This is a genomic window from Bradyrhizobium sp. WSM4872, assembly GCF_055811715.1.
On the sequence record NZ_JBVVPT010000002.1, the window covers coordinates 221,234 to 238,338 of the forward strand.

The following is a 17,105-nucleotide window of genomic DNA, read 5'->3' on the forward strand; positions in this document are numbered from 1 at the left end:
CATTGGCCGATCGGATGCGATCAGTGCCCGATGTGGGCTTGGATGGCTAGGCATGATGTAGCTCATTTAAGGCAAAAACAGTGACTTGTGCAGCCCTTGACAAGGATAGGTTCTGACTTGGACCGGCCACTTTGTCATACGCGGTTCACATCGGACGCGCGTTAAGCATATGAGTCGTGGGACCGGTCGCGTCCGTCCGTGACATGATTTCAGATCCTGCACGGCCGGCATTGTTCCAGCGCAAGGGATGCGGGCTTTTTTGGAACGACGATGCCGTGCGCTGGTTAATGCCGCATCAGCAATCGAACATGGCGGAATAACCGGCTTCTCCTGAAAGCCGGTGCCTCCGTGTTCCCACAACCCGAGAGGATCGGACCGATGGGATTGTTCACAAAAGACATCAAAACCATGAACGACCTGTTCGTGCATCAGCTCCAGGACATCTATTACGCCGAGCAGCAGCTCACCAAGGCTCTGCCGAAAATGGCGGATAAGGCGACCGATCCGCAGCTGAAGCAGGGCTTTTTGACGCACCTCGAAGAAACCAGGGAGCACGTCAAGCGCCTCGAGGAAGTGTTCAAGATGCACGGTGCGCAGGTGAAGGCGGTCGATTGCCCGGCGATCGACGGCATCATCGAGGAAGCCGACGAGACCGCCGGCGAAGTCGCCGACAAGGCGGTGCTCGACGCCGCGCTGATCAACGCGGCACAGGCGGCGGAGCATTACGAGATCGTCCGCTACGGCAGCCTGATCGCCTGGGCCAAGCAACTCGGCCGCAACGACTGCGCCAGCGTGCTCGCCAAGACGCTCGAGGAGGAGAAGGCGACCGACAAGAAGCTGACCACGATCGCCGAGAGCAAGGTGAATTTGCGCGCGGCGAGCTGAGCCCAAATCTGACCATGAAGGCGCCGCGCGGTTCAGCCGCGCGGCGCTACCGCGTCGCGCACTCACTATTCGATCATTGTCGAAACACGACAGCAGACTGAAGGTCTATATGCCGCATGGGGCTGCAACACAGGTGGCAGCATGCGAGTCAGCACCATCAAATATGAATCCTTCGCGCACGGAGCGGGCGCGCCGCGCGCCTCATCGCGCCTTGCAACGTCGCTCACGCTCGCCGCGATGAGCCTCGGTTATGGCGTGGTGCAGCTCGACGTCACCATCGTCAACACCGCACTCGACGCGATGGGCAGGACGCTGGGCGGCGGCGTCGCCGAGCTGCAATGGGTGGTCAGCGCCTACACCATTGCCTTTGCCGCCTTCATCCTGACGGCCGGCGCGCTCGGCGACCGCATTGGCGCCAAGCGCGTCTTCATGGCGGGCTTCGCCATCTTCACCGCGGCATCGCTCGCCTGTGCGTTGTCGCCCAATGCGGGCGTGCTGATTGGGGCGCGGCTGGTCCAGGGCCTGGCAGCGGCGATTCTGGTGCCGAATTCTCTTGCCCTGCTCAATCATGCCTATCCGGACGACCGCGAGCGCGGCCGCGCCGTTGCGATCTGGGCCGCCGGTGCGAGCCTCGCGCTCACCGCGGGCCCCTTCGTCGGCGGCGCGCTGATCACGCTGGTCGGCTGGCGCGCGATCTTCCTGGTCAATCTGCCGGTCGGGCTCGTTGGCCTGTGGTTAAGCTGGCGTTACGCCAGCGAAACCACGCGGGCGCGCTCGCGCGAGATCGATCTGCCCGGTCAGCTTACCGCGATCGGCGCGCTGGGAGCACTCGCCGGCGCGATCATCGAAGGCGGCGCGCTTGGCTGGGACGACCCAGCCGTGGTCGCGGCCTTCGTCGCAGCTGCAATTCTCGCCGTGCTCTTCGTCTGGCGCGAGAGCCGTGCGGCGCAGCCGATGTTGCCGCTGTCGCTGTTCGGCCACCGGCTGTTCGCGCTGACCTCGCTCGTCGGCCTGCTCGTCAACATCGCGATCTACGGCCTGATCTTCGTGCTCAGCCTGTATTTCCAGAGGATCAACGGGCTGTCGGCATGGTGGACCGGTCTCGCCTTCGTGCCGATGATGGCGGTGGTGCTGCCGGTCAATCTGCTGGCGCCGCGCCTCGCCGAGCGTATCGGCCCGTGCCCGACCATCGTCGTCGGTGCCTGCGTCTCGGCGCTCGGTTGCGTCGGCCTGCTCTGGATCGAAGCCGGCACGAGCTATTGGGCGATCTTTGCGCAGATGATCGCGATCAGCAGCGGACTTGGGCTGCTGGTGCCGCCGCTGACCTCGACCTTGCTGGGCAGCGTCGAGAAGGCACGCTCCGGCATCGCGGCGGGCGTCCTGAACGCGACGCGGCAGACAGGCAGCGTGCTCGGCGTTGCGCTGTTCGGTTCGCTGGTGGCCTCGGAGGGGTCGTTTATGACTGGCCTGCACCTGTCGCTGGTCGTGTCGGCGGCCGTGCTGCTGCTCGCCGCCGCCGTGATCGGCCTCGCCGCGCCTTCGCGCGGATGAACAATCCGAGCGATTGAACACAGATTCCGTTCACCATCCCCGAAACAGGCACGTAGCCGGTTACCGACTGTCCATCTCTGTCGGTTCATGTGTGGGTCGATAGGGGCCCGCAATGCATCAAGTTCTCTACTGTCTCACCGAGGAGCACGACTGGCGGCTCGTCGCGCTTGGCGGCGCGGTGTGCCTGCTCGCAAGCGCGGCGGCGATCAGCCTGTTTCACCGGGCGCGCGCGACGCACGGCTCCGGGCGCCTGGTCTGGATCGCCCTGGATGCCGCCGTCAGCGGATGCGGCATCTGGGCGACGCATTTCATTGCGATGCTCGCCTACGGGCCGGGCGGTGCCGGCGCCTACAACATCCCGGTGACGATCCTTTCCCTGATCTTCGCGATCTCCTTAACCTTCGTGGGCTTGAGTCTTGCGGCATCCTCCGTGCGCGCGCCGTGGATCGTGCTCGGCGGCGCCATCGTCGGCGCCGCGGTCGCGACGATGCATTATACCGGAATGGCGGCGCTGGAGATGCCGGCACGGGTCGACTGGATCCGGAGCACGGTTGCCGCCTCGGTGCTGTTCGGAATTGTTTTCGCGGCGCTCGCGCTGTTCGTCGCTGCGCGGCGCGACGACCTCTTCCACGCGCTGACCGCGAGCACACTGCTGACGGTCGCCATCGTCGCACATCATTTCACCGCAATGGGCGCTGTCGTTCTGACGCCGGATCCGACGCTCGCGATCAGCGGGTTATCGATCCCGCCGGCCTCGTTGTCCTTTCTTACCGCGGGTGCCGCAGTTGCGATCATCGCGATTGCGCTGGTGGCCGCGCTGCTCGATCGCCGCGCCAAGGGCGAACTGGGCCGCCAGCAGGTCGTGCTGGATACCGCGCTCGAGAATATGTCGCAGGGACTGTGCATGTTCGATGCGGACGGCAAGATCATCCTGTTCAACGAGCGTTATGCTGCGATGCTTGGCCGCACCGACATCCTGCTCACCGGCCGACTGCTGGTCGACGTGCTGCGGGAGGAGCAGGCGAAGGGTCAGTGGCAGGGCGATGCCGGCGAATTCTTCGCCCGCCTCGTCGCCGACGCGCGCGAGAGCCGCACCACGACCGACGTCGTGACCAGGTTCGGCCGCTCCATCCGGGTTGTGAACCAGCCGATGCATGGTGGCGGCTGGGTCGCGACCTTCGAGGACATCACCGAATGGCTGGAGGCCCAGGCCAAGATCTCGCACATGGCCCGCCATGACGCGCTGACCAGCCTGCCGAACCGCGTGCTGTTCCACGAGCAGCTCGTGCAGGGACTGCGCCGGACCGGATCGGGCGACCAGCTCGCGGTGCTTTGTCTCGATCTCGACCACTTCAAGGACATCAACGACTCGCTCGGCCACCCCATCGGCGATGCGCTGCTCAAGGAGGTCGGGCGCAGGCTGAAGGCCACCGTCGGCGAGAGCGACACCGTGGCGCGGCTCGGTGGCGACGAGTTCGCCGTGGTCCAGATCGGACGTTCCGAGGAAACCGCGGCACGATCCCTTGCCGGCCGCCTGGTCGAGGTGATCTCGGCGCCTTACGAGATCGACGACCATCAGATCATCATCGGTGTCTCTATCGGCATCTCGCTGTCGCCGCAGGACGGCGACAATCCCGATGAACTGCTGAAGAACGCCGACCTCGCACTGTACCGCGCCAAGGCGGACGGCCGCGGCACCTATCGCTTCTTCGAGACCGGCATGGATGCTCGCGCACAAGCACGGCGTCTGCTGGAGATGGACATGCGCGCGGCGCTGCAACGTGACGAGTTCCAGCCGTACTACCAGCCGATCCGCGACGTCGCCAGCGGTCGCGTCGTCGCGTTCGAGGCGCTGCTGCGCTGGAATCATCCGCAGCGCGGCCTGATCGCGCCCCTCAGCTTCATTCCATTGGCCGAGGAGACCGGGCTCATCATCCAGCTCGGCGATTTCGTGCTACGCTCCGCCTGCACCGACGCCGCCACCTGGCCTGACGATGTCGACGTCGCGGTCAACCTGTCGCCCGTGCAGTTCAGGAACCCAAATCTGATCGCATCCGTGACCGAGGCGTTGGCGTTGTCGGGCCTCGACGCGCGCCGCCTCGAACTCGAGATCACCGAATCCGTGCTGCTGCAGAACAGCGAGGCGACGCTGACCACCCTGCACGAGCTGCGCGCAATGGGCGTGCGCATCTCGCTCGACGATTTCGGCACCGGCTATTCGTCGCTAAGTTATCTGCGCAGCTTCCCGTTCGACAAGATCAAGATCGACCGCTCCTTCGTGTCGGAGCTGGCGACGCGCGAGGATTCGATGGCGATCATCCGGGCCGTGACCGGCCTCGGGCGCAGCCTCGGCATCGTCACCACGGCAGAGGGGGTCGAGAACGACGGGCAACTCGAGCTGCTTCGGCGCGAAGGCTGCACCCAGGCGCAGGGCTATCTGTTCAGCAAGCCGCGGCCCGCTTCCGATGTCGCGATCATGCTGGACCGACCGCCGTTGCGCGCGACCGCCTGAGGTTAGCCGCGGCGCAGTGCGAAATGCGCGCCGCAGAACGCCATCACGGCGCCGAGGCCCAGGGCGGCAATCCCGGCCAGCACGCCCGAGACCGTCGGGACCGGGCTCGGCGCCGAGGCCACCTGGCCCGCACCCGCAAGCAGCAGCACGCCGACCGCGATCAGGAACTGCCGCATCCGTTGCGGGATCTGGCCCGAGACGGCGCTCTGCATCAATGTTGCCGTGAAATAGCCGCCGGAGAAGCCGACGGAGGCGATCAGCCACCAGGCAATCGCCGCGCCCGCCGGTATGAACTCGTGCGTGTCCGAGTGCCAGAGGCCGCCGAGGTCGAGGCCGTAACGCGCGCCCAGCATGTGCACGGCGAGCGCGAGCAGCACGCCGGAGATCACGGCGGCGCCGAGAATCAGGCGCCGCGGAAAAAAAATCGTCTCAGCCATGTCTCGCTTGTAGGATGGGGCAGGGCGCTCACGCAAGCGGATCGCAGACTGGATCGCCCGGATCGGATTGTTTGTGAAGATGCAGGATTCGGGAGCTCAAGCGGCCGCGGGCGCGAGCTATGCCTACAAGGCGTCGCTGATCGGCTCGGCGCATCGCTTCGAGCTGACGGAGGAGGGGCTGTCATGGCACATCGGCGGCCGTTCGGGCCTGTGGCGTTACGACGAGATCGGTGCAATCCGGCTGTCGTTCCGCCCCGTCTCGATGCAGCAGCACCGCTTTCGCGCCGATGTCAGCCATACTGGCGGCGGCCGCATCGCGATCCTGTCGACGAGCTGGCAGACCGCGGCCTTGATGGCGCCGCAGGACAATGGCTTTCGCAATTTCATCGTCGCGCTGCACGCGCGCATGGCGCAGGCCGGCAGCCGCGCCGAGTTGATCGCGGGCCTTGGCCGCAGGACCTACGCGACAATGCTGGCTTTTCTTGCGGTGCTTGCGGTGGCGATGACGGGGCTCCTGGTCCGCGCGCTCGCGATCGGCGAATTCGCCGGCGCGCTGTTCATCATCGGCTTTGCCGCGCTGTTCGCCTGGCAGATCGGCGGTTTCGTCCGGCGTAACCAGCCGCGGAGCTACAGCTTCGATCGCCTGCCGGGAGCGTTGCTGCCCTAGCTGCAATGGGCGGCAACCAAATGTGACTTCGCGCCCCTGCGTCGGCGTCGTATCTTGCGGTCATGTCAGCCATGGATCGCAGCACGCGTAGGCCTTCGGCAGATGAGATCGCCGAGATCAACCGTACGCATCTGATCGACACGCCGCTGCGGCCGGCCGACCTGCTGTTCATGTTCGGCACCCGCGAGGACGTCAGCTTGCGCGCCGATACTGCCGCGAGGCTGTGGCGCGAGGGCTTGTTCCGCTGGTCGATTGTCAGCGGCGGCGTGACGCCGGGCTCGGAGCAATCCGAGTGCACCATCATCAAGGCGGCGATGGTCGCGGCGGGCATTCCGGCCGACCGAATTATCGAGGAACATCATGCCCAAAACACCGGCGAGAACGTGATCCTCTCGCTGCCGATCATTGACGCGGCGCTCGGGCTGCACAATGTTCGCGATGTGATCTGCCTCGGCAACACCTGGACCGCGCGGCGTTATCCGATGACGCTGCACCGGCACTGGCCGGAGGTCGAGAAGATGCTGCTCACGGTCGACAGCTTTGCGACGCCGCGCGCGCTCTGGCACACCGATCCCGAATTTTGGCGCCGCATGCTGCACGAATGGGACAAGATCGAGCCCTACAAGGCAAAGGGCTTCATCGCGGAATGGCCGGAGGCCTGAGCGGGGGAAACGGCATCAGATTCTTGTTTGACGCGTTTTCTTGACGCGAACCGGTATCCACTTCGCTCGAAAACGCTTTAGCTACTCCGTCGAGTCGAAATCCTCTTCCTTGGTGCCGAGCAGCGACACGAGCGTGCGCAGGCCGGAATCGAGCTGCTCGAACGAAGGCGGGGCGAGTGCGAGCCGCACTGCGTTCGGTGCGTGGCCATGGGCGATCGCGAAGGTCGAGGACGGTGTCAGCGCGATGCCGCGCCGGGCTGCCGCGGCGACGAAGGTCTGCGAGCGCCAGTGTGCCGGTAGCATGAGCCAGAGGTGATAGGAGCGCGGGTCGGCGGAGAGCTGGTAGCCGGCGAGCAGCCTTGCCGCAGTCTGCTGGCGGCGCGCGGCATCGATGCGTTTCAGCCGCGTCAGCTCGGCAACGGTGCCGTCGGCCATCAGCCGCTGTCCGGATGCCAGCGCATGGCCGGACGCGATCCAGCCGCCGGTGCGCACCGCGCTCATCACGCCCTCGCGCAATCGCGGCGGCGCGACCAGGATGCCGAGCGCGAGGCCCGGCGCAACCTTCTTGGACAGGCTGTCGATCACGATGCAGCGGTCGGGACCGAGCGCGGCCAGCGGCGTGTCGTCGGCCAGGAAGCCGTAGACGGCATCCTCGATGATGGTGAGATCGAGCTTCTCGGCGACGCGCATGATGTCGGCGCGCCGCGTCGCGTTCATGGTGACGCCGAGCGGGTTCTGGATGATGGGCTGGAGATACAGCGCCGACAGATGCGCCTCGCGATGCGCCTTCTGGATGGCGTCTGGGCGCGCGCCAAATTCGTCGATCGGTATCGGGACCAGCGTCACGCCGAGCCGCGCGGCGATGCTCTTGACGTAAGGATAGGTCAGCGCCTCGACGCCGCAGCGGCCGCCGGTGGGAACGAGGGCCGCGAGGGCTGCCGCGAGCGACTGCTTGCCGTTGGCGGTGAAGATGATCTGCTCGGCCTGCGGCGCGAAATCTTTGCGCGCGAGATAGGCGGCGGCTGCATTGCGCGCGCTCTTGGTGCCGGTGCTGGTGGAGACGCGCAGTGCGGATTCGAGCGCGTCAACGCGCTCGAGCCCTGCAAGGCTCTTGGCGATCATCGCCCATTGCTGCGGCAATAACGGATAATTGACCTCGAAATCGATCCGCGCGTCGCGCGGCTCGCTCAGCGCCTCGACCTCGCGCCTGATGGCGCCGGAGATGAAAGTGCCGCGGCCGACCTCGCCGACGACGAGGCCGCGGCGGAGCAACTCCGTATAAACCCGGCTCGCGGTCGAGACCGCGATGCCACGGTCATAGGCAAAATTGCGCTGCGGCGGCAGCCGATCGCCCGGCCTTAACGTGCCGTTAGAGATATCGAGAGCAATGGCATCGGCAAGCTTCACGTATTCGAACTTGGACATTATTGCACCGAGAGCAATGTTTTACTTGCTCCGAGTAGTGTACTGGAGCATTTAAGTTCCATCAAGCTTCACGATTGAGCCGAGGAGAGCGAGAGCAATCCGACGGCAAATGAGGTGCAGGCGCTCGGGCGCTTGCGCCAACGGCATCCGCATCGCCGCGTGGACAACAGGCCGGAGAAGGACAATGACCACGATCTCGCAGACCGCCGGGCGGAGTTTACGCTCATCCTCGTCGGACGGATTTTTCCGCAAGCTGGCCAACGGCGCCTATGCGCTGTTCGACCACCTGGAGCGCCGCTCCGCCGTCAAGACGCTGAACGACCTCGATGACCGCGCCTTGCGCGACATCGGGATCACGCGCAGCCAGATCGAGGACGCGGTCTACGGTCAGGCCAAAGCAGAGCTGACGCGGTATCTGTAAGTGCTTCGCTCTTGTCCCGGACGCGCTGCGTCCGGGGCACCAGACTGAGTTTTCAGGCACACCTGTTTCGACATCGTCATTGCGAGCGCAGCGAAGCAAATCCAGAATCCCTCCGCGGAAAGACTCTGGATTGCTTCGCTGCGCTCGCAATGACGGCGTTTGTGGGTAGCACTGTCGCTCCTTCAGCTTGCGCTTTTATCGTAGACGCACCTTCGCATCCTCGCGGCTTGTTTCGCCCGAGCTTTGCTTCATCGCCTTGCCCCCAAATGAAAGAGGGCGCAGGGAAGACCGGGCGCCGGCTGGCACCCGCGGTCCACTGTGCGAGGTTGCAGTAAGAAAATCTGCACAGCGGCATACAGGTGAAGCCAAAACGTCCGGCCTTCCCTGCGCAGCGGTTTGACGGCTTATGTCGTGATCTCCCCGGGGAGCGATGCACTATTGCCCCCGTCGCCTCATGGATCGCTGATGCTGCGTGCCCGGTCGGGCCGCCACATCACCACAAGACTTGACGCACAGACCCCGGGCGTCAGGACGACACGGTTTTGCCGTACGCTGATCACACCGGTCGTGTGCGCGACGCCTTCGCTCACGGTTGCCCGCCCTGCGAAGCCATTCGCGCCGGTGTGGCCCAGCGTCCGCCGCTGTCCGGCCCGCGTTCGTGACGATCGCGATACGCCCCTCTTCCTTGGGCCGGGTTGCGGCGACACATACGCCGTTTCCGAAATTCGGTAAAGTGGAATATTTTCAGCGGCAGGTGTTGACCTGCAGTTCGGGTGTTTTGCCCGACGGGCAATGCGATATCTTGTAGCCCGGATGGAGCGCAGCGCAATCCGGGATTCCATCCATGCGGGCACAGCGGCCCCGGATTACGCTTCGCTCCATCCGGGCTACGAACAGAGCCTTCAGTGCCTCACTACCAGCACCGAGCACTTCGCGTAGCGCACGACATGCCCGGCGTTGGAGCCGAGGAAATAGGTGCGCATCGCCGGCCGGTGCGAGGTCATCACGATCAGCTCGGCCTTCATGTGCACGGCTTCCTCCAGGATCTCGTGATAGATGCCGCCCTGGCGCACCACGCTGGAGATGCGGGAAGGCTCGATGCCGGACTCGCGTGCGACGATGGCGAGGGCTTCTTCCGAGGTCTGGCGCTGCTGTTCGTCGAAATCGGCCGGCACGTATTCGGCCAGCATCACCGGCGTCATCGGCAGCACGTTGAGCAGGCGCACCACGCCGCTCCAGGTCTGCGACAGCGTTGCCGCGGTCGCGATCGCCGGCTTGGCCAGGTCGGTGTCGGCGAGGTCGATGGGCACCAGGATGGACTTGAACATCTGCGCCTCCAAATCTTCCAGTCAGGACGTCTTGCCGGCACGTCGTGCGATCAACCCGATCGAAGCAGCCTTAACTTCGAAGCTGCCTTAAGTTCGAAGTAGCCTTAACTTCGAAGTAGCCTTGGACTGACGAACAGCACCAGCTTGCCGCGGCGGTAAGCCACGTCACCCCAATCCTTGACGTCGAAATCGAAGATCGCAAGCCCCGAGGTGGGCAGGTTGTCGGCGAGCGCCTTGGCGGCGGCCGGATCGCCGCTGCCCGTCAGCATCAGGGCGATCTCGTGCATGCCCGGATTGTGGCCGACCAGCAGCAATTGCTTCGGATCAGCCGGAATGGTTGCAGTGCGAATGGATTCCAGGATCTGGGCGGGATCGGCGGCGTAGAGTTCCGGCAGGACCTCCACCTGCGGCGCGGCGACGCGGTCCTTCATGGTCTCCCACGCAATGTCCCAGGTCTGCCGGGCCCGGACGGCATGCGATACCAGTACGGCCTCGGGAAAGGGGGGATGGGCGGCCATCCAGTCGCCGATCTCGGCGGCATCCTTGTGGCCGCGATCGTCGAGCCGGCGGTCCTGGTCACGGCCGCTCGGCGCGTCGGTCTCGGTCTTGGCGTGACGCAGCAGCAGCAAACGGCGCATGGCATTCTCGAATCGTTACACGACCAGGATAATCTACAGGCGCCGGTCGAGGACAAGGTGACAAGCGGCCGCTCAGTCCTTTAAGAAACGACATGAGCGAGACTTTCACAAGCGTGTCCCAGGAAGAAGCCGGATTTCGCGACCGGGCGCGGCTGTCGTTCGACCTCGATGCCGATATCTGCGTCATCGGGGCCGGGCTTGCCGGACTGTCCATCGCGCTCGAGGCGGCCCGGCTGGGGGCCAGCGTCGCGGTGCTCGAGGGCCGCCACATCGGCTGGAACGCTTCCGGCAATCAACTCGGCACCGTGATGCCGGGCTTCGCGCTGCCGCTCGCCGAGCTGATCGAGCGAATCGGCTTCGAGGACGCGCGGGAATTGTGGACGCTGTCGAAAGAGGGCGCCGAGTTCGTCCGGGCCAACGCCACCGAGGAGAACATGCCCGGAATTGGCCCGACCGACGGCGTGCTCGAGGTCTCCAACGTCGATGCCGGCGACCGGCTGATCAGCCGCTTGCAGATGCTGAACGAGGATTTCGACACCGAGGCCGAGGGCTGGCAGGTCGATCGCGTTCGCGAGGTGCTCAAGACCGATCACTACTTCCACGGCGTGTATTATCCGAGAGCGTTCCAGGTCGACGGCCGCAAATATGTGCATGGCCTTGCGGCGCTGGCGCGGCGCGCAGGCGCCCGCATCTTCGAGGATACGCCGGTCGTCAGCATCGATCATTCCGGCATCCGCAAGCGGATCGTCACGCCCTCGGCGCGGCTGCGCGCCACCCATATCGTGCTCGCCGGCAACATCCATCTCGGTGCGCCCCTGCGGCGCCTGTCGGAAACGCTGCTGCCGGTCTGGCGCTATGCCGGCATCACCGCGCCGCTCGGCGAGCGCGTGCACGAGATCGTCGCCTTCAAGGGATCAGTGATGGATTCCGACGGCGTCGATCATTTCCGGATCGTCGATGGCGACCGCCTGATGTGGGAGAGCCCGGAGACAACCTGGGCGGCGCGCCCGCAACGCTTTGCGGGCGCTGTCAGGCGGCGGATCCGGTCGATCTTCCCCCAGCTCGGCAATGTCGAAATCACCGATACGTTCGGTGGCGCCACCGGCCAGACCGTGCATGGCATGCCGCAGATCGGCCAGTTGCGCAAAGGCCTGTGGGTGGCCAGCGGGTTCGGCCGCCAGGGCATGAACACCTCGGCAATGGCCGGGCAGATGATCGCCCGCAGCATCCTGTGGGGCGACGAGCGCTGGAAGCTGTTCTCACCGTTCGAGCTGGTCTGGGGGGGTGGCTTTTCTCCGTGTGGGTGTGGGGGGGGGGGGGGGTCTGGTGGGGGGGGGTTGCCGGCCAACTGGTCGGAATCTGGGGCAGGGCGAGTTCCGCAGCCGCAGGCTCGCTTGCCCGCTATCGTGAACGTGCCAGGATCAAGGACAGAGAGCGCGAGACGCGCCTCGCCGAAGCCAACCGGGCCGCCGGCACCGGTCCGCGCCGTCCGCCGTCAGGCGTCAGGCCTCGGCTTGCCCAGCCGCCGAAAACTGCGTCCGAAGGCACGGAACGAGCCTCAGAACCAGCCTCGGAACCGGTCTCGCGCGAGGACCGCGTCGCGCAAGAGACCCGAGAAAAATCCCGCCCGGAAGTGTAACGTCAGCCGTTAGAGCCCGTATCTCAGGGCGTAGACGCTCCCGCATGGAGAATGAGATGTTTGACCGCCGCATCCTGTTGACGACCGTCGCCGGCCTGTTCGGCCTTGCGGCCTTCCGCTGGCTCAGAGCATCGCCCGCGGAGGCTGGAGAGAAAGCCGCGCAGAAATTCGAGATCGAGAAGACGGACGCCGAATGGCGTGCCCAGCTCACGCCGCAGCAATATGAGATCCTGCGCAAGGAGGGCACCGAGCGGCCGGGCTCCAGCCCGCTGCTCAAGGAGCACCGCAAGGGCGTCTTCGCCTGCGCCGGCTGCGACCTGCCGCTGTTCGCCTCCGATACCAAATTCGAGAGCGGCACGGGCTGGCCGAGCTTCTACCAGCCGATCGAGGGCAATGTCGGCAAGACCGAGGACCGGACCTACGGCATGCTCCGCACCGAGGTGCATTGCCGGCGCTGCGGCGGCCATCTCGGCCACGTTTTCGACGACGGTCCGAAGCCGACCGGATTGCGCTACTGCATCGACGGTTTCGGGCTGGTCTTTCATCCCGCGGCGGCGTCCGCAACCTAGCTTTCGTCCCGGCAATTGTTGCCGGTCCCGGCAATTGTGCCCCGGTCATCAGACCGGGGCTTTTTCGTTAAGTGATTGATTTCATGACAAAAACTGCATTGGCATAGCCCTTGCGACAGTCTCCTCCGACTGCGGCCATGGTCGACCGGCCGCCGAGATCGGATCTGGAGACAAAGTTATGGGTATCTTCGATGCAATGAACACCTCGGTGGGTGGCCTGCAGGCGCAGTCCTACGCGCTGCAGAACATTTCCGGCAACATCGCGAACTCATCCACCACCGCGTACAAGGGCATCGGCACCAGTTTCGTCGATCTCATTCCCGACTCATCGGTCCCGAGCAAGCAGGTCGCGGGCGGCGTGACGGCCAACGCCAAGGCCACGATCACCACGCAGGGCACGATCTCGGGCTCCAGCGTCGCCACCAACATGGCGATCACCGGTGACGGCTTCTTCTCGATCCAGAAGGCGACGGGCGTCGTCGACAACGCACCGGTGTTCAGCGGCGTCACCTATTACACGCGGCGTGGCGACTTCCAGCTCAATGCCAACGGCAATCTGGTCAACGGCGCCGGCTACTACCTGATGGGCGTCACGGTCGACCCGAAAACCGGCAACCCGCAAGGCAACGTCGCGACAGTCCTGAAATTCCAGAACAACTTCATTCCGGCGCAGGCGACCACCTCGATCCAGTACGCGGCGAACCTGCCGACCCAGCCGAACACCGTGGCGAGCACGACGGCGGCGACCAAGACGCTGCTGGCGGCCGGCGGACTGAACCCGTCGGACTTCGCGGCCAACCCGCTGCCGGTCGGCACGCCGCCTCCGCCGTATGCAAACGCCACAACGTCCGGCGCTGCCGCGACCGGCAATATCCGCTCGCCATACTCGTCGACCACTGCGACCGGCACAACGGCGCTCCAGAACAACTCTGCGGCGGTGGCATCGACCACCACTTCGCTCGACAACTCCGTGGGTACGCATCTCGCCTCAACCACCCTCACCGCACTCAGCGGCCAGGTGCTGACCATCAACGGCAACACGGTCACTTTCAACGGCGGCACCACTGTCGTGACCGCCGGCAACAACACCACGATCGGTCTCGGCGCGGGCACCACGGCCACGGTGGCCAGCATCCTGAGCGCGATCCAGACCGCCGGCGGTGCCGGCGTCACCGCAACGCTCAGCGCCAGCGGCAACATCGTGATCTCCAGCGGCACCACCACCGACGTAGCAGTCGGTAGCGGTCAGGCGGCCACGGCGCTCGGCATCAGCAGCGTGACGCGAGGCGGCAATGTGCTGTCCTCGCCCGCGATCTCGGGCGCCACGGTGCTGAGCGGTGCGGCGGCGGCCGGCGGCGCCGAGGTGATCACATCGGGCTTCTCCGCCGGCGACATCATCACGGTCAATGGTCAGCCGCTGACCTTCATGGCCTCCGGCGCGTCAGGCCCGAACCAAATCAACGTCACCGACAACATCACGATGCTGCTCGGCAAGATCGACGCGCTCTCCGGTGCAACGGGGTCGTCGGTCAGCAGCAGCGGCGTGATCACGCTGAACACCGGCACAGCTTCCAACCTGTCGGTGGCGAGCTCCAACAGCGCCGCCTTCGCCGCGCTCGGGTTCACCTCGACCATCACCAAGAATCGTGACGGTGGTGGCGTTGCCGGCACCGGCGGCGTGATCGGCAACGACATCGCCACCTTCACCAAGGAATCGATCAGCGGTGGCGCGGTGACCGCCTACAACGCGGCCGGCACGCCGGTGAATCTGCAATTACGCTGGGCCAAGACCGACAGTGCCTCGCTGGGCGCGGGCCATGCCGATACCTGGAACATGTTCTACCAGACCGATCCGAATGCGACCGGCACGACGGTCGGCTGGGTCAATACCGGCCAGGCCTTCACCTTTGCCGCCGACGGCTCGCTGACCTCGCCGAGCGGCTCGGGCATCACCATCAACAACGTCAGCGTCAGCGGCCAGTCGCTGGGCTCGGTCTCCTTCAACATCTCCTCGGGCGGACTGACGCAATATGCCAGCACCAGCGGCGCCGTCACCATCAACACCATCACCCAGAACGGCTACGCCGCCGGTCAGCTCCGCTCGGTCGCGGTCAACAACAACGGCCTCGTGGTCGGCACCTTCTCCAACGGTCAGAACCTCGACCTCGCACAGGTCTCGTTGTCGCACTTCAACGGCACCAACTACCTGAAGGCGCAGGACGGCGGCGCCTACGCCGCGACTGAACAGTCCGGCCCTGCCATCGACGGTGCTTCCGGTTCGATCAGCGGCTCGTCGCTGGAAGGCTCGAACACCGACATCGCCGACGAATTCACCAAGCTGATCGTGACCCAGCAGGCCTATTCGGCCAACACCAAGGTGATCACGACGGCGAATACGATGGTTCAGGATCTCTTGAATGTGTTGCGCTGATTGGGGCGTGACGTAACCAGAGGCGGCAAGTCAACATGGGTTTGAGTTCAGCCCTCGCCAGTGCGATGAGCGGTCTGCGTGCCAATCAGGCTGCGCTCTCGATCGTTTCCTCGAACGTCGCCAACTCGCAGACGCCGGGTTACGTCGTCCAGACGCCGAACCAGATCGAGGTCACCACCGGCGACTTCGGCTCGACGGTGACGACGACCGGCGTCAGCCGCGAGCTCGACACCTATGTGCAGAAACAGCTGCGCACCGAGACCGGCGGCAGCGGCTACGCCGACCAGATGGCCAACATCCTGAAGCAGCTTCAGAATGTCTATGGCACGCCCGGCAACAGCGGTACGCTCGAGACAGCGCTGAACAGTTTCACCACGGCACTGCAGGCGCTGTCGACCAACGCGGGCTCGTCGTCGGCGCAAACGGTTGCGCTCGGCGCCGCGCAGACGCTGGCGCAGCAGCTCAACCTCACCACCAAGGGCATCCAGTCGCTGCGCTCCAACGTCGAGCAGGATCTCAGCACCTCGGCGCAGCAGGCCAACGCGGCGATGCAGCAAGTCGCCGACATCAACTCCAGGCTCCAGGGCCTGTCGGAACACGACCCCTCGGCCGCGACGCTGATGGACCAGCGCGACCAGGCCATCAACAATCTGTCGAAATATGTCGACGTCCACGTCACCACCGACGGGTCCAACCAGGCCAACATCTACACCACCACCGGCATCCAGCTGGTCGGCGCCGGGCTGGCCTCGCAATTCACCTTTGCGTCCGCCGGCGCGCTATCGGCGACCTCGCTCTACAACATCGATCCGGCCAAATCCGGCGTCGGCGCGTTGAACATCAAGCTCCCGAACGGATCGTCGGTCGACGTCGTCGCCAACAACGTGGTGTCGTCGGGCCAGATCGCGGCCGATCTGAAGTTGCGGGACCAGACGCTGGTGCAGGCGCAGAACCAGATCGACCAGCTCGCCGCGACGATGTCGAGCGCGCTGTCGGACAAGACCACGGCCGGGAGCACCGTCACCGGCCCGCCGGCCGGGTTCGATCTCGACCTTGCCGGGGCGGCGCCGGGCAACAGCGTCAACTTCAGCTACACCGACACGACCACCAACACGATGCGACAGGTCACACTGGTCAACGTGACCGATCCGGCGGCGCTGCCGCTCCAGAACCCCACCAACGCCAATCCGATGCAGATCGGGGTGAACTTCTCCGGCGGCATGGGCGCGATCGCCTCGGCGCTCAACACCGCGCTTTCGGGCTCGCATCTGTCATTCGCCGCCGCCCCGTCGCCGGCGACGGCCACCACATTGCGGGTGACCGACGACAACAGCGGCCTCGCCAAGGTCAATTCGGCCTCGATCACCAAGACGATCTCGTCGCTGACCTCTGGCAATCCGCAACTGCCGCTGTTCACCGATGGTGGGCAGGCGCTCTACACCGGCGCGATCACGGCCTCAGGTTCGCAGATGACCGGCCTTGCCGGACGCATCGCCGTGAACACGCAGCTCACCACCGACCCGACCAGGCTGTCGGTCTACAACATCTCGCCGGTGACGCCCACCGGCGACACCACGCGCTCGGACTATCTCTATTCGCAGCTCACCTCGGCGGTGTTCTCCTATTCACCGCAATCCGGTCTGGGCTCGGCGAGCCAGCCCTTCACCGGCAGCGTCTCGAACTATCTCCAGCAGTTCCTGAGCGTTCAGGGCAATGCCGCGACCCAGGCGACCCAGCTCCAGCAGGGCCAGAGCGTCGTGGTCTCGACGCTGCAGGCCAAGTTCAACTCGACCGCCAGCGTCAATCTGGACTCGGAGATGTCGAACCTGATCCAGCTCCAGAATGCCTATGCCGCCAACGCTCATGTCATGTCGGTGGTGCAGAGCATGATGAATACGTTGATCCAGGCTCAAGTGTAACAAGTAACAGGGCTCTGAAAC

Annotated in this window: 13 protein-coding genes and 1 pseudogene; 10 read left to right on the forward strand and 4 right to left on the reverse strand. The window is 65.1% G+C overall.

Annotated features, from left to right (window positions below; translation table 11 throughout):
* Nucleotides 1-378 precede the first annotated feature (378 nt).
* The 3 genes from AC0L3C_RS04150 (at nt 379) to AC0L3C_RS04160 (ending at nt 4,948) form a co-directional block, all read left to right on the forward strand.
* The gene (locus AC0L3C_RS04150) at nt 379-885 is read left to right on the forward strand and encodes a YciE/YciF ferroxidase family protein (protein ID WP_007612365.1); all 507 of its coding nucleotides are present in this window, start codon (nt 379-381) and stop codon (nt 883-885) included.
* 141 nt (nt 886-1,026) lie between these two features.
* Nucleotides 1,027-2,436 carry an MFS transporter gene (locus AC0L3C_RS04155; protein ID WP_473407260.1) on the forward strand — a complete coding sequence of 470 codons (1,410 nt, stop codon included), beginning with the start codon at nt 1,027-1,029 and terminating at the stop codon, nt 2,434-2,436.
* A gap of 112 nt (nt 2,437-2,548) precedes the next feature.
* Nucleotides 2,549-4,948, forward strand: a complete 2,400-nt coding sequence (locus tag AC0L3C_RS04160; RefSeq protein WP_473283000.1) for a bifunctional diguanylate cyclase/phosphodiesterase — start codon at nt 2,549-2,551, stop codon at nt 4,946-4,948.
* Between the two features lie 2 nt (nt 4,949-4,950).
* Here the strand turns inward: AC0L3C_RS04160 and AC0L3C_RS04165 are convergent, their stop codons facing one another.
* A complete protein-coding gene (locus AC0L3C_RS04165) occupies nt 4,951-5,385 on the reverse strand; it encodes a hypothetical protein (RefSeq protein WP_027566871.1) in 435 nt (144 codons plus the stop codon).
* A gap of 79 nt (nt 5,386-5,464) precedes the next feature.
* Between AC0L3C_RS04165 and AC0L3C_RS04170 the strand changes: the two genes are divergently transcribed.
* Both AC0L3C_RS04170 and AC0L3C_RS04175 read left to right on the forward strand, forming a co-directional pair.
* Complete coding sequence (locus AC0L3C_RS04170) at nt 5,465-6,052, forward strand: hypothetical protein (protein WP_473407381.1); 588 nt, start codon at nt 5,465-5,467, stop codon at nt 6,050-6,052.
* A 62-nt stretch (nt 6,053-6,114) separates the two neighbouring features.
* The gene (locus AC0L3C_RS04175) at nt 6,115-6,714 is read left to right on the forward strand and encodes a YdcF family protein (RefSeq protein ID WP_473407261.1); all 600 of its coding nucleotides are present in this window, start codon (nt 6,115-6,117) and stop codon (nt 6,712-6,714) included.
* Between the two features lie 81 nt (nt 6,715-6,795).
* Here AC0L3C_RS04175 and AC0L3C_RS04180 read toward each other — a convergent pair whose 3' ends face one another.
* Entirely contained in the window at nt 6,796-8,139 is a 1,344-nt protein-coding gene (locus AC0L3C_RS04180; protein WP_473259337.1) for an aminotransferase-like domain-containing protein, read from the reverse strand.
* A 184-nt stretch (nt 8,140-8,323) separates the two neighbouring features.
* Here AC0L3C_RS04180 and AC0L3C_RS04185 point away from each other — a divergent pair, with 184 nt between their 5' ends.
* A complete protein-coding gene (locus AC0L3C_RS04185) occupies nt 8,324-8,560 on the forward strand; it encodes a DUF1127 domain-containing protein (RefSeq protein ID WP_473259335.1) in 237 nt (78 codons plus the stop codon).
* Nucleotides 8,561-9,462: 902 nt separating this feature from the next.
* Here the strand turns inward: AC0L3C_RS04185 and AC0L3C_RS04190 are convergent.
* Together AC0L3C_RS04190 and AC0L3C_RS04195 are read right to left on the reverse strand one after the other, a co-directional pair.
* The gene (locus AC0L3C_RS04190) at nt 9,463-9,888 is read right to left on the reverse strand and encodes a universal stress protein (RefSeq protein WP_007602088.1); all 426 of its coding nucleotides are present in this window, start codon (nt 9,886-9,888) and stop codon (nt 9,463-9,465) included.
* Nucleotides 9,889-9,992: 104 nt separating this feature from the next.
* On the reverse strand, nt 9,993-10,526 hold the full coding sequence (locus tag AC0L3C_RS04195; protein WP_473259331.1) for a SixA phosphatase family protein: 534 nt from the start codon (nt 10,524-10,526) through the stop codon (nt 9,993-9,995).
* A 92-nt stretch (nt 10,527-10,618) separates the two neighbouring features.
* Between AC0L3C_RS04195 and AC0L3C_RS04200 the strand changes: the two are divergent.
* The 4 genes and pseudogenes from AC0L3C_RS04200 (at nt 10,619) to flgK (ending at nt 17,084) form a co-directional block, all read left to right on the forward strand.
* Nucleotides 10,619-12,165: pseudogene (locus tag AC0L3C_RS04200) on the forward strand (NAD(P)/FAD-dependent oxidoreductase).
* 56 nt (nt 12,166-12,221) lie between these two features.
* Nucleotides 12,222-12,734: a peptide-methionine (R)-S-oxide reductase MsrB gene (gene msrB, locus AC0L3C_RS04205; RefSeq protein WP_026233843.1), complete on the forward strand. Its 513-nt coding sequence runs from the start codon at nt 12,222-12,224 to the stop codon at nt 12,732-12,734.
* 178 nt (nt 12,735-12,912) lie between these two features.
* Nucleotides 12,913-15,165: a flagellar hook-basal body complex protein gene (locus AC0L3C_RS04210; RefSeq protein WP_473259325.1), complete on the forward strand. Its 2,253-nt coding sequence runs from the start codon at nt 12,913-12,915 to the stop codon at nt 15,163-15,165.
* Nucleotides 15,166-15,200: 35 nt separating this feature from the next.
* Complete coding sequence (flgK, locus tag AC0L3C_RS04215; RefSeq protein WP_473282993.1) at nt 15,201-17,084, forward strand: flagellar hook-associated protein FlgK; 1,884 nt, start codon at nt 15,201-15,203, stop codon at nt 17,082-17,084.
* The last annotated feature ends 21 nt before the right edge of the window (nt 17,085-17,105 follow it).

Excerpts from the sequence above, each read along its gene's own strand:
- AC0L3C_RS04150 (WP_007612365.1), top strand. The coding sequence starts at position 379 with ATGGGATTGTTCACAAAAGACATCAAAACCATGAACGACCTGTTCGTG.
- AC0L3C_RS04155 (WP_473407260.1), top strand. The coding sequence starts at position 1,027 with ATGCGAGTCAGCACCATCAAATATGAATCCTTCGCGCACGGAGCGGGC.
- AC0L3C_RS04160 (WP_473283000.1), top strand. The coding sequence starts at position 2,549 with ATGCATCAAGTTCTCTACTGTCTCACCGAGGAGCACGACTGGCGGCTC.
- AC0L3C_RS04165 (WP_027566871.1), bottom strand. The coding sequence starts at position 5,385 with ATGGCTGAGACGATTTTTTTTCCGCGGCGCCTGATTCTCGGCGCCGCC.
- AC0L3C_RS04170 (WP_473407381.1), top strand. The coding sequence starts at position 5,465 with ATGCAGGATTCGGGAGCTCAAGCGGCCGCGGGCGCGAGCTATGCCTAC.
- AC0L3C_RS04175 (WP_473407261.1), top strand. The coding sequence starts at position 6,115 with ATGTCAGCCATGGATCGCAGCACGCGTAGGCCTTCGGCAGATGAGATC.
- AC0L3C_RS04180 (WP_473259337.1), bottom strand. The coding sequence starts at position 8,139 with ATGTCCAAGTTCGAATACGTGAAGCTTGCCGATGCCATTGCTCTCGAT.
- AC0L3C_RS04185 (WP_473259335.1), top strand. The coding sequence starts at position 8,324 with ATGACCACGATCTCGCAGACCGCCGGGCGGAGTTTACGCTCATCCTCG.
- AC0L3C_RS04190 (WP_007602088.1), bottom strand. The coding sequence starts at position 9,888 with ATGTTCAAGTCCATCCTGGTGCCCATCGACCTCGCCGACACCGACCTG.
- AC0L3C_RS04195 (WP_473259331.1), bottom strand. The coding sequence starts at position 10,526 with ATGCGCCGTTTGCTGCTGCTGCGTCACGCCAAGACCGAGACCGACGCG.
- msrB (WP_026233843.1), top strand. The coding sequence starts at position 12,222 with ATGTTTGACCGCCGCATCCTGTTGACGACCGTCGCCGGCCTGTTCGGC.
- AC0L3C_RS04210 (WP_473259325.1), top strand. The coding sequence starts at position 12,913 with ATGGGTATCTTCGATGCAATGAACACCTCGGTGGGTGGCCTGCAGGCG.
- flgK (WP_473282993.1), top strand. The coding sequence starts at position 15,201 with ATGGGTTTGAGTTCAGCCCTCGCCAGTGCGATGAGCGGTCTGCGTGCC.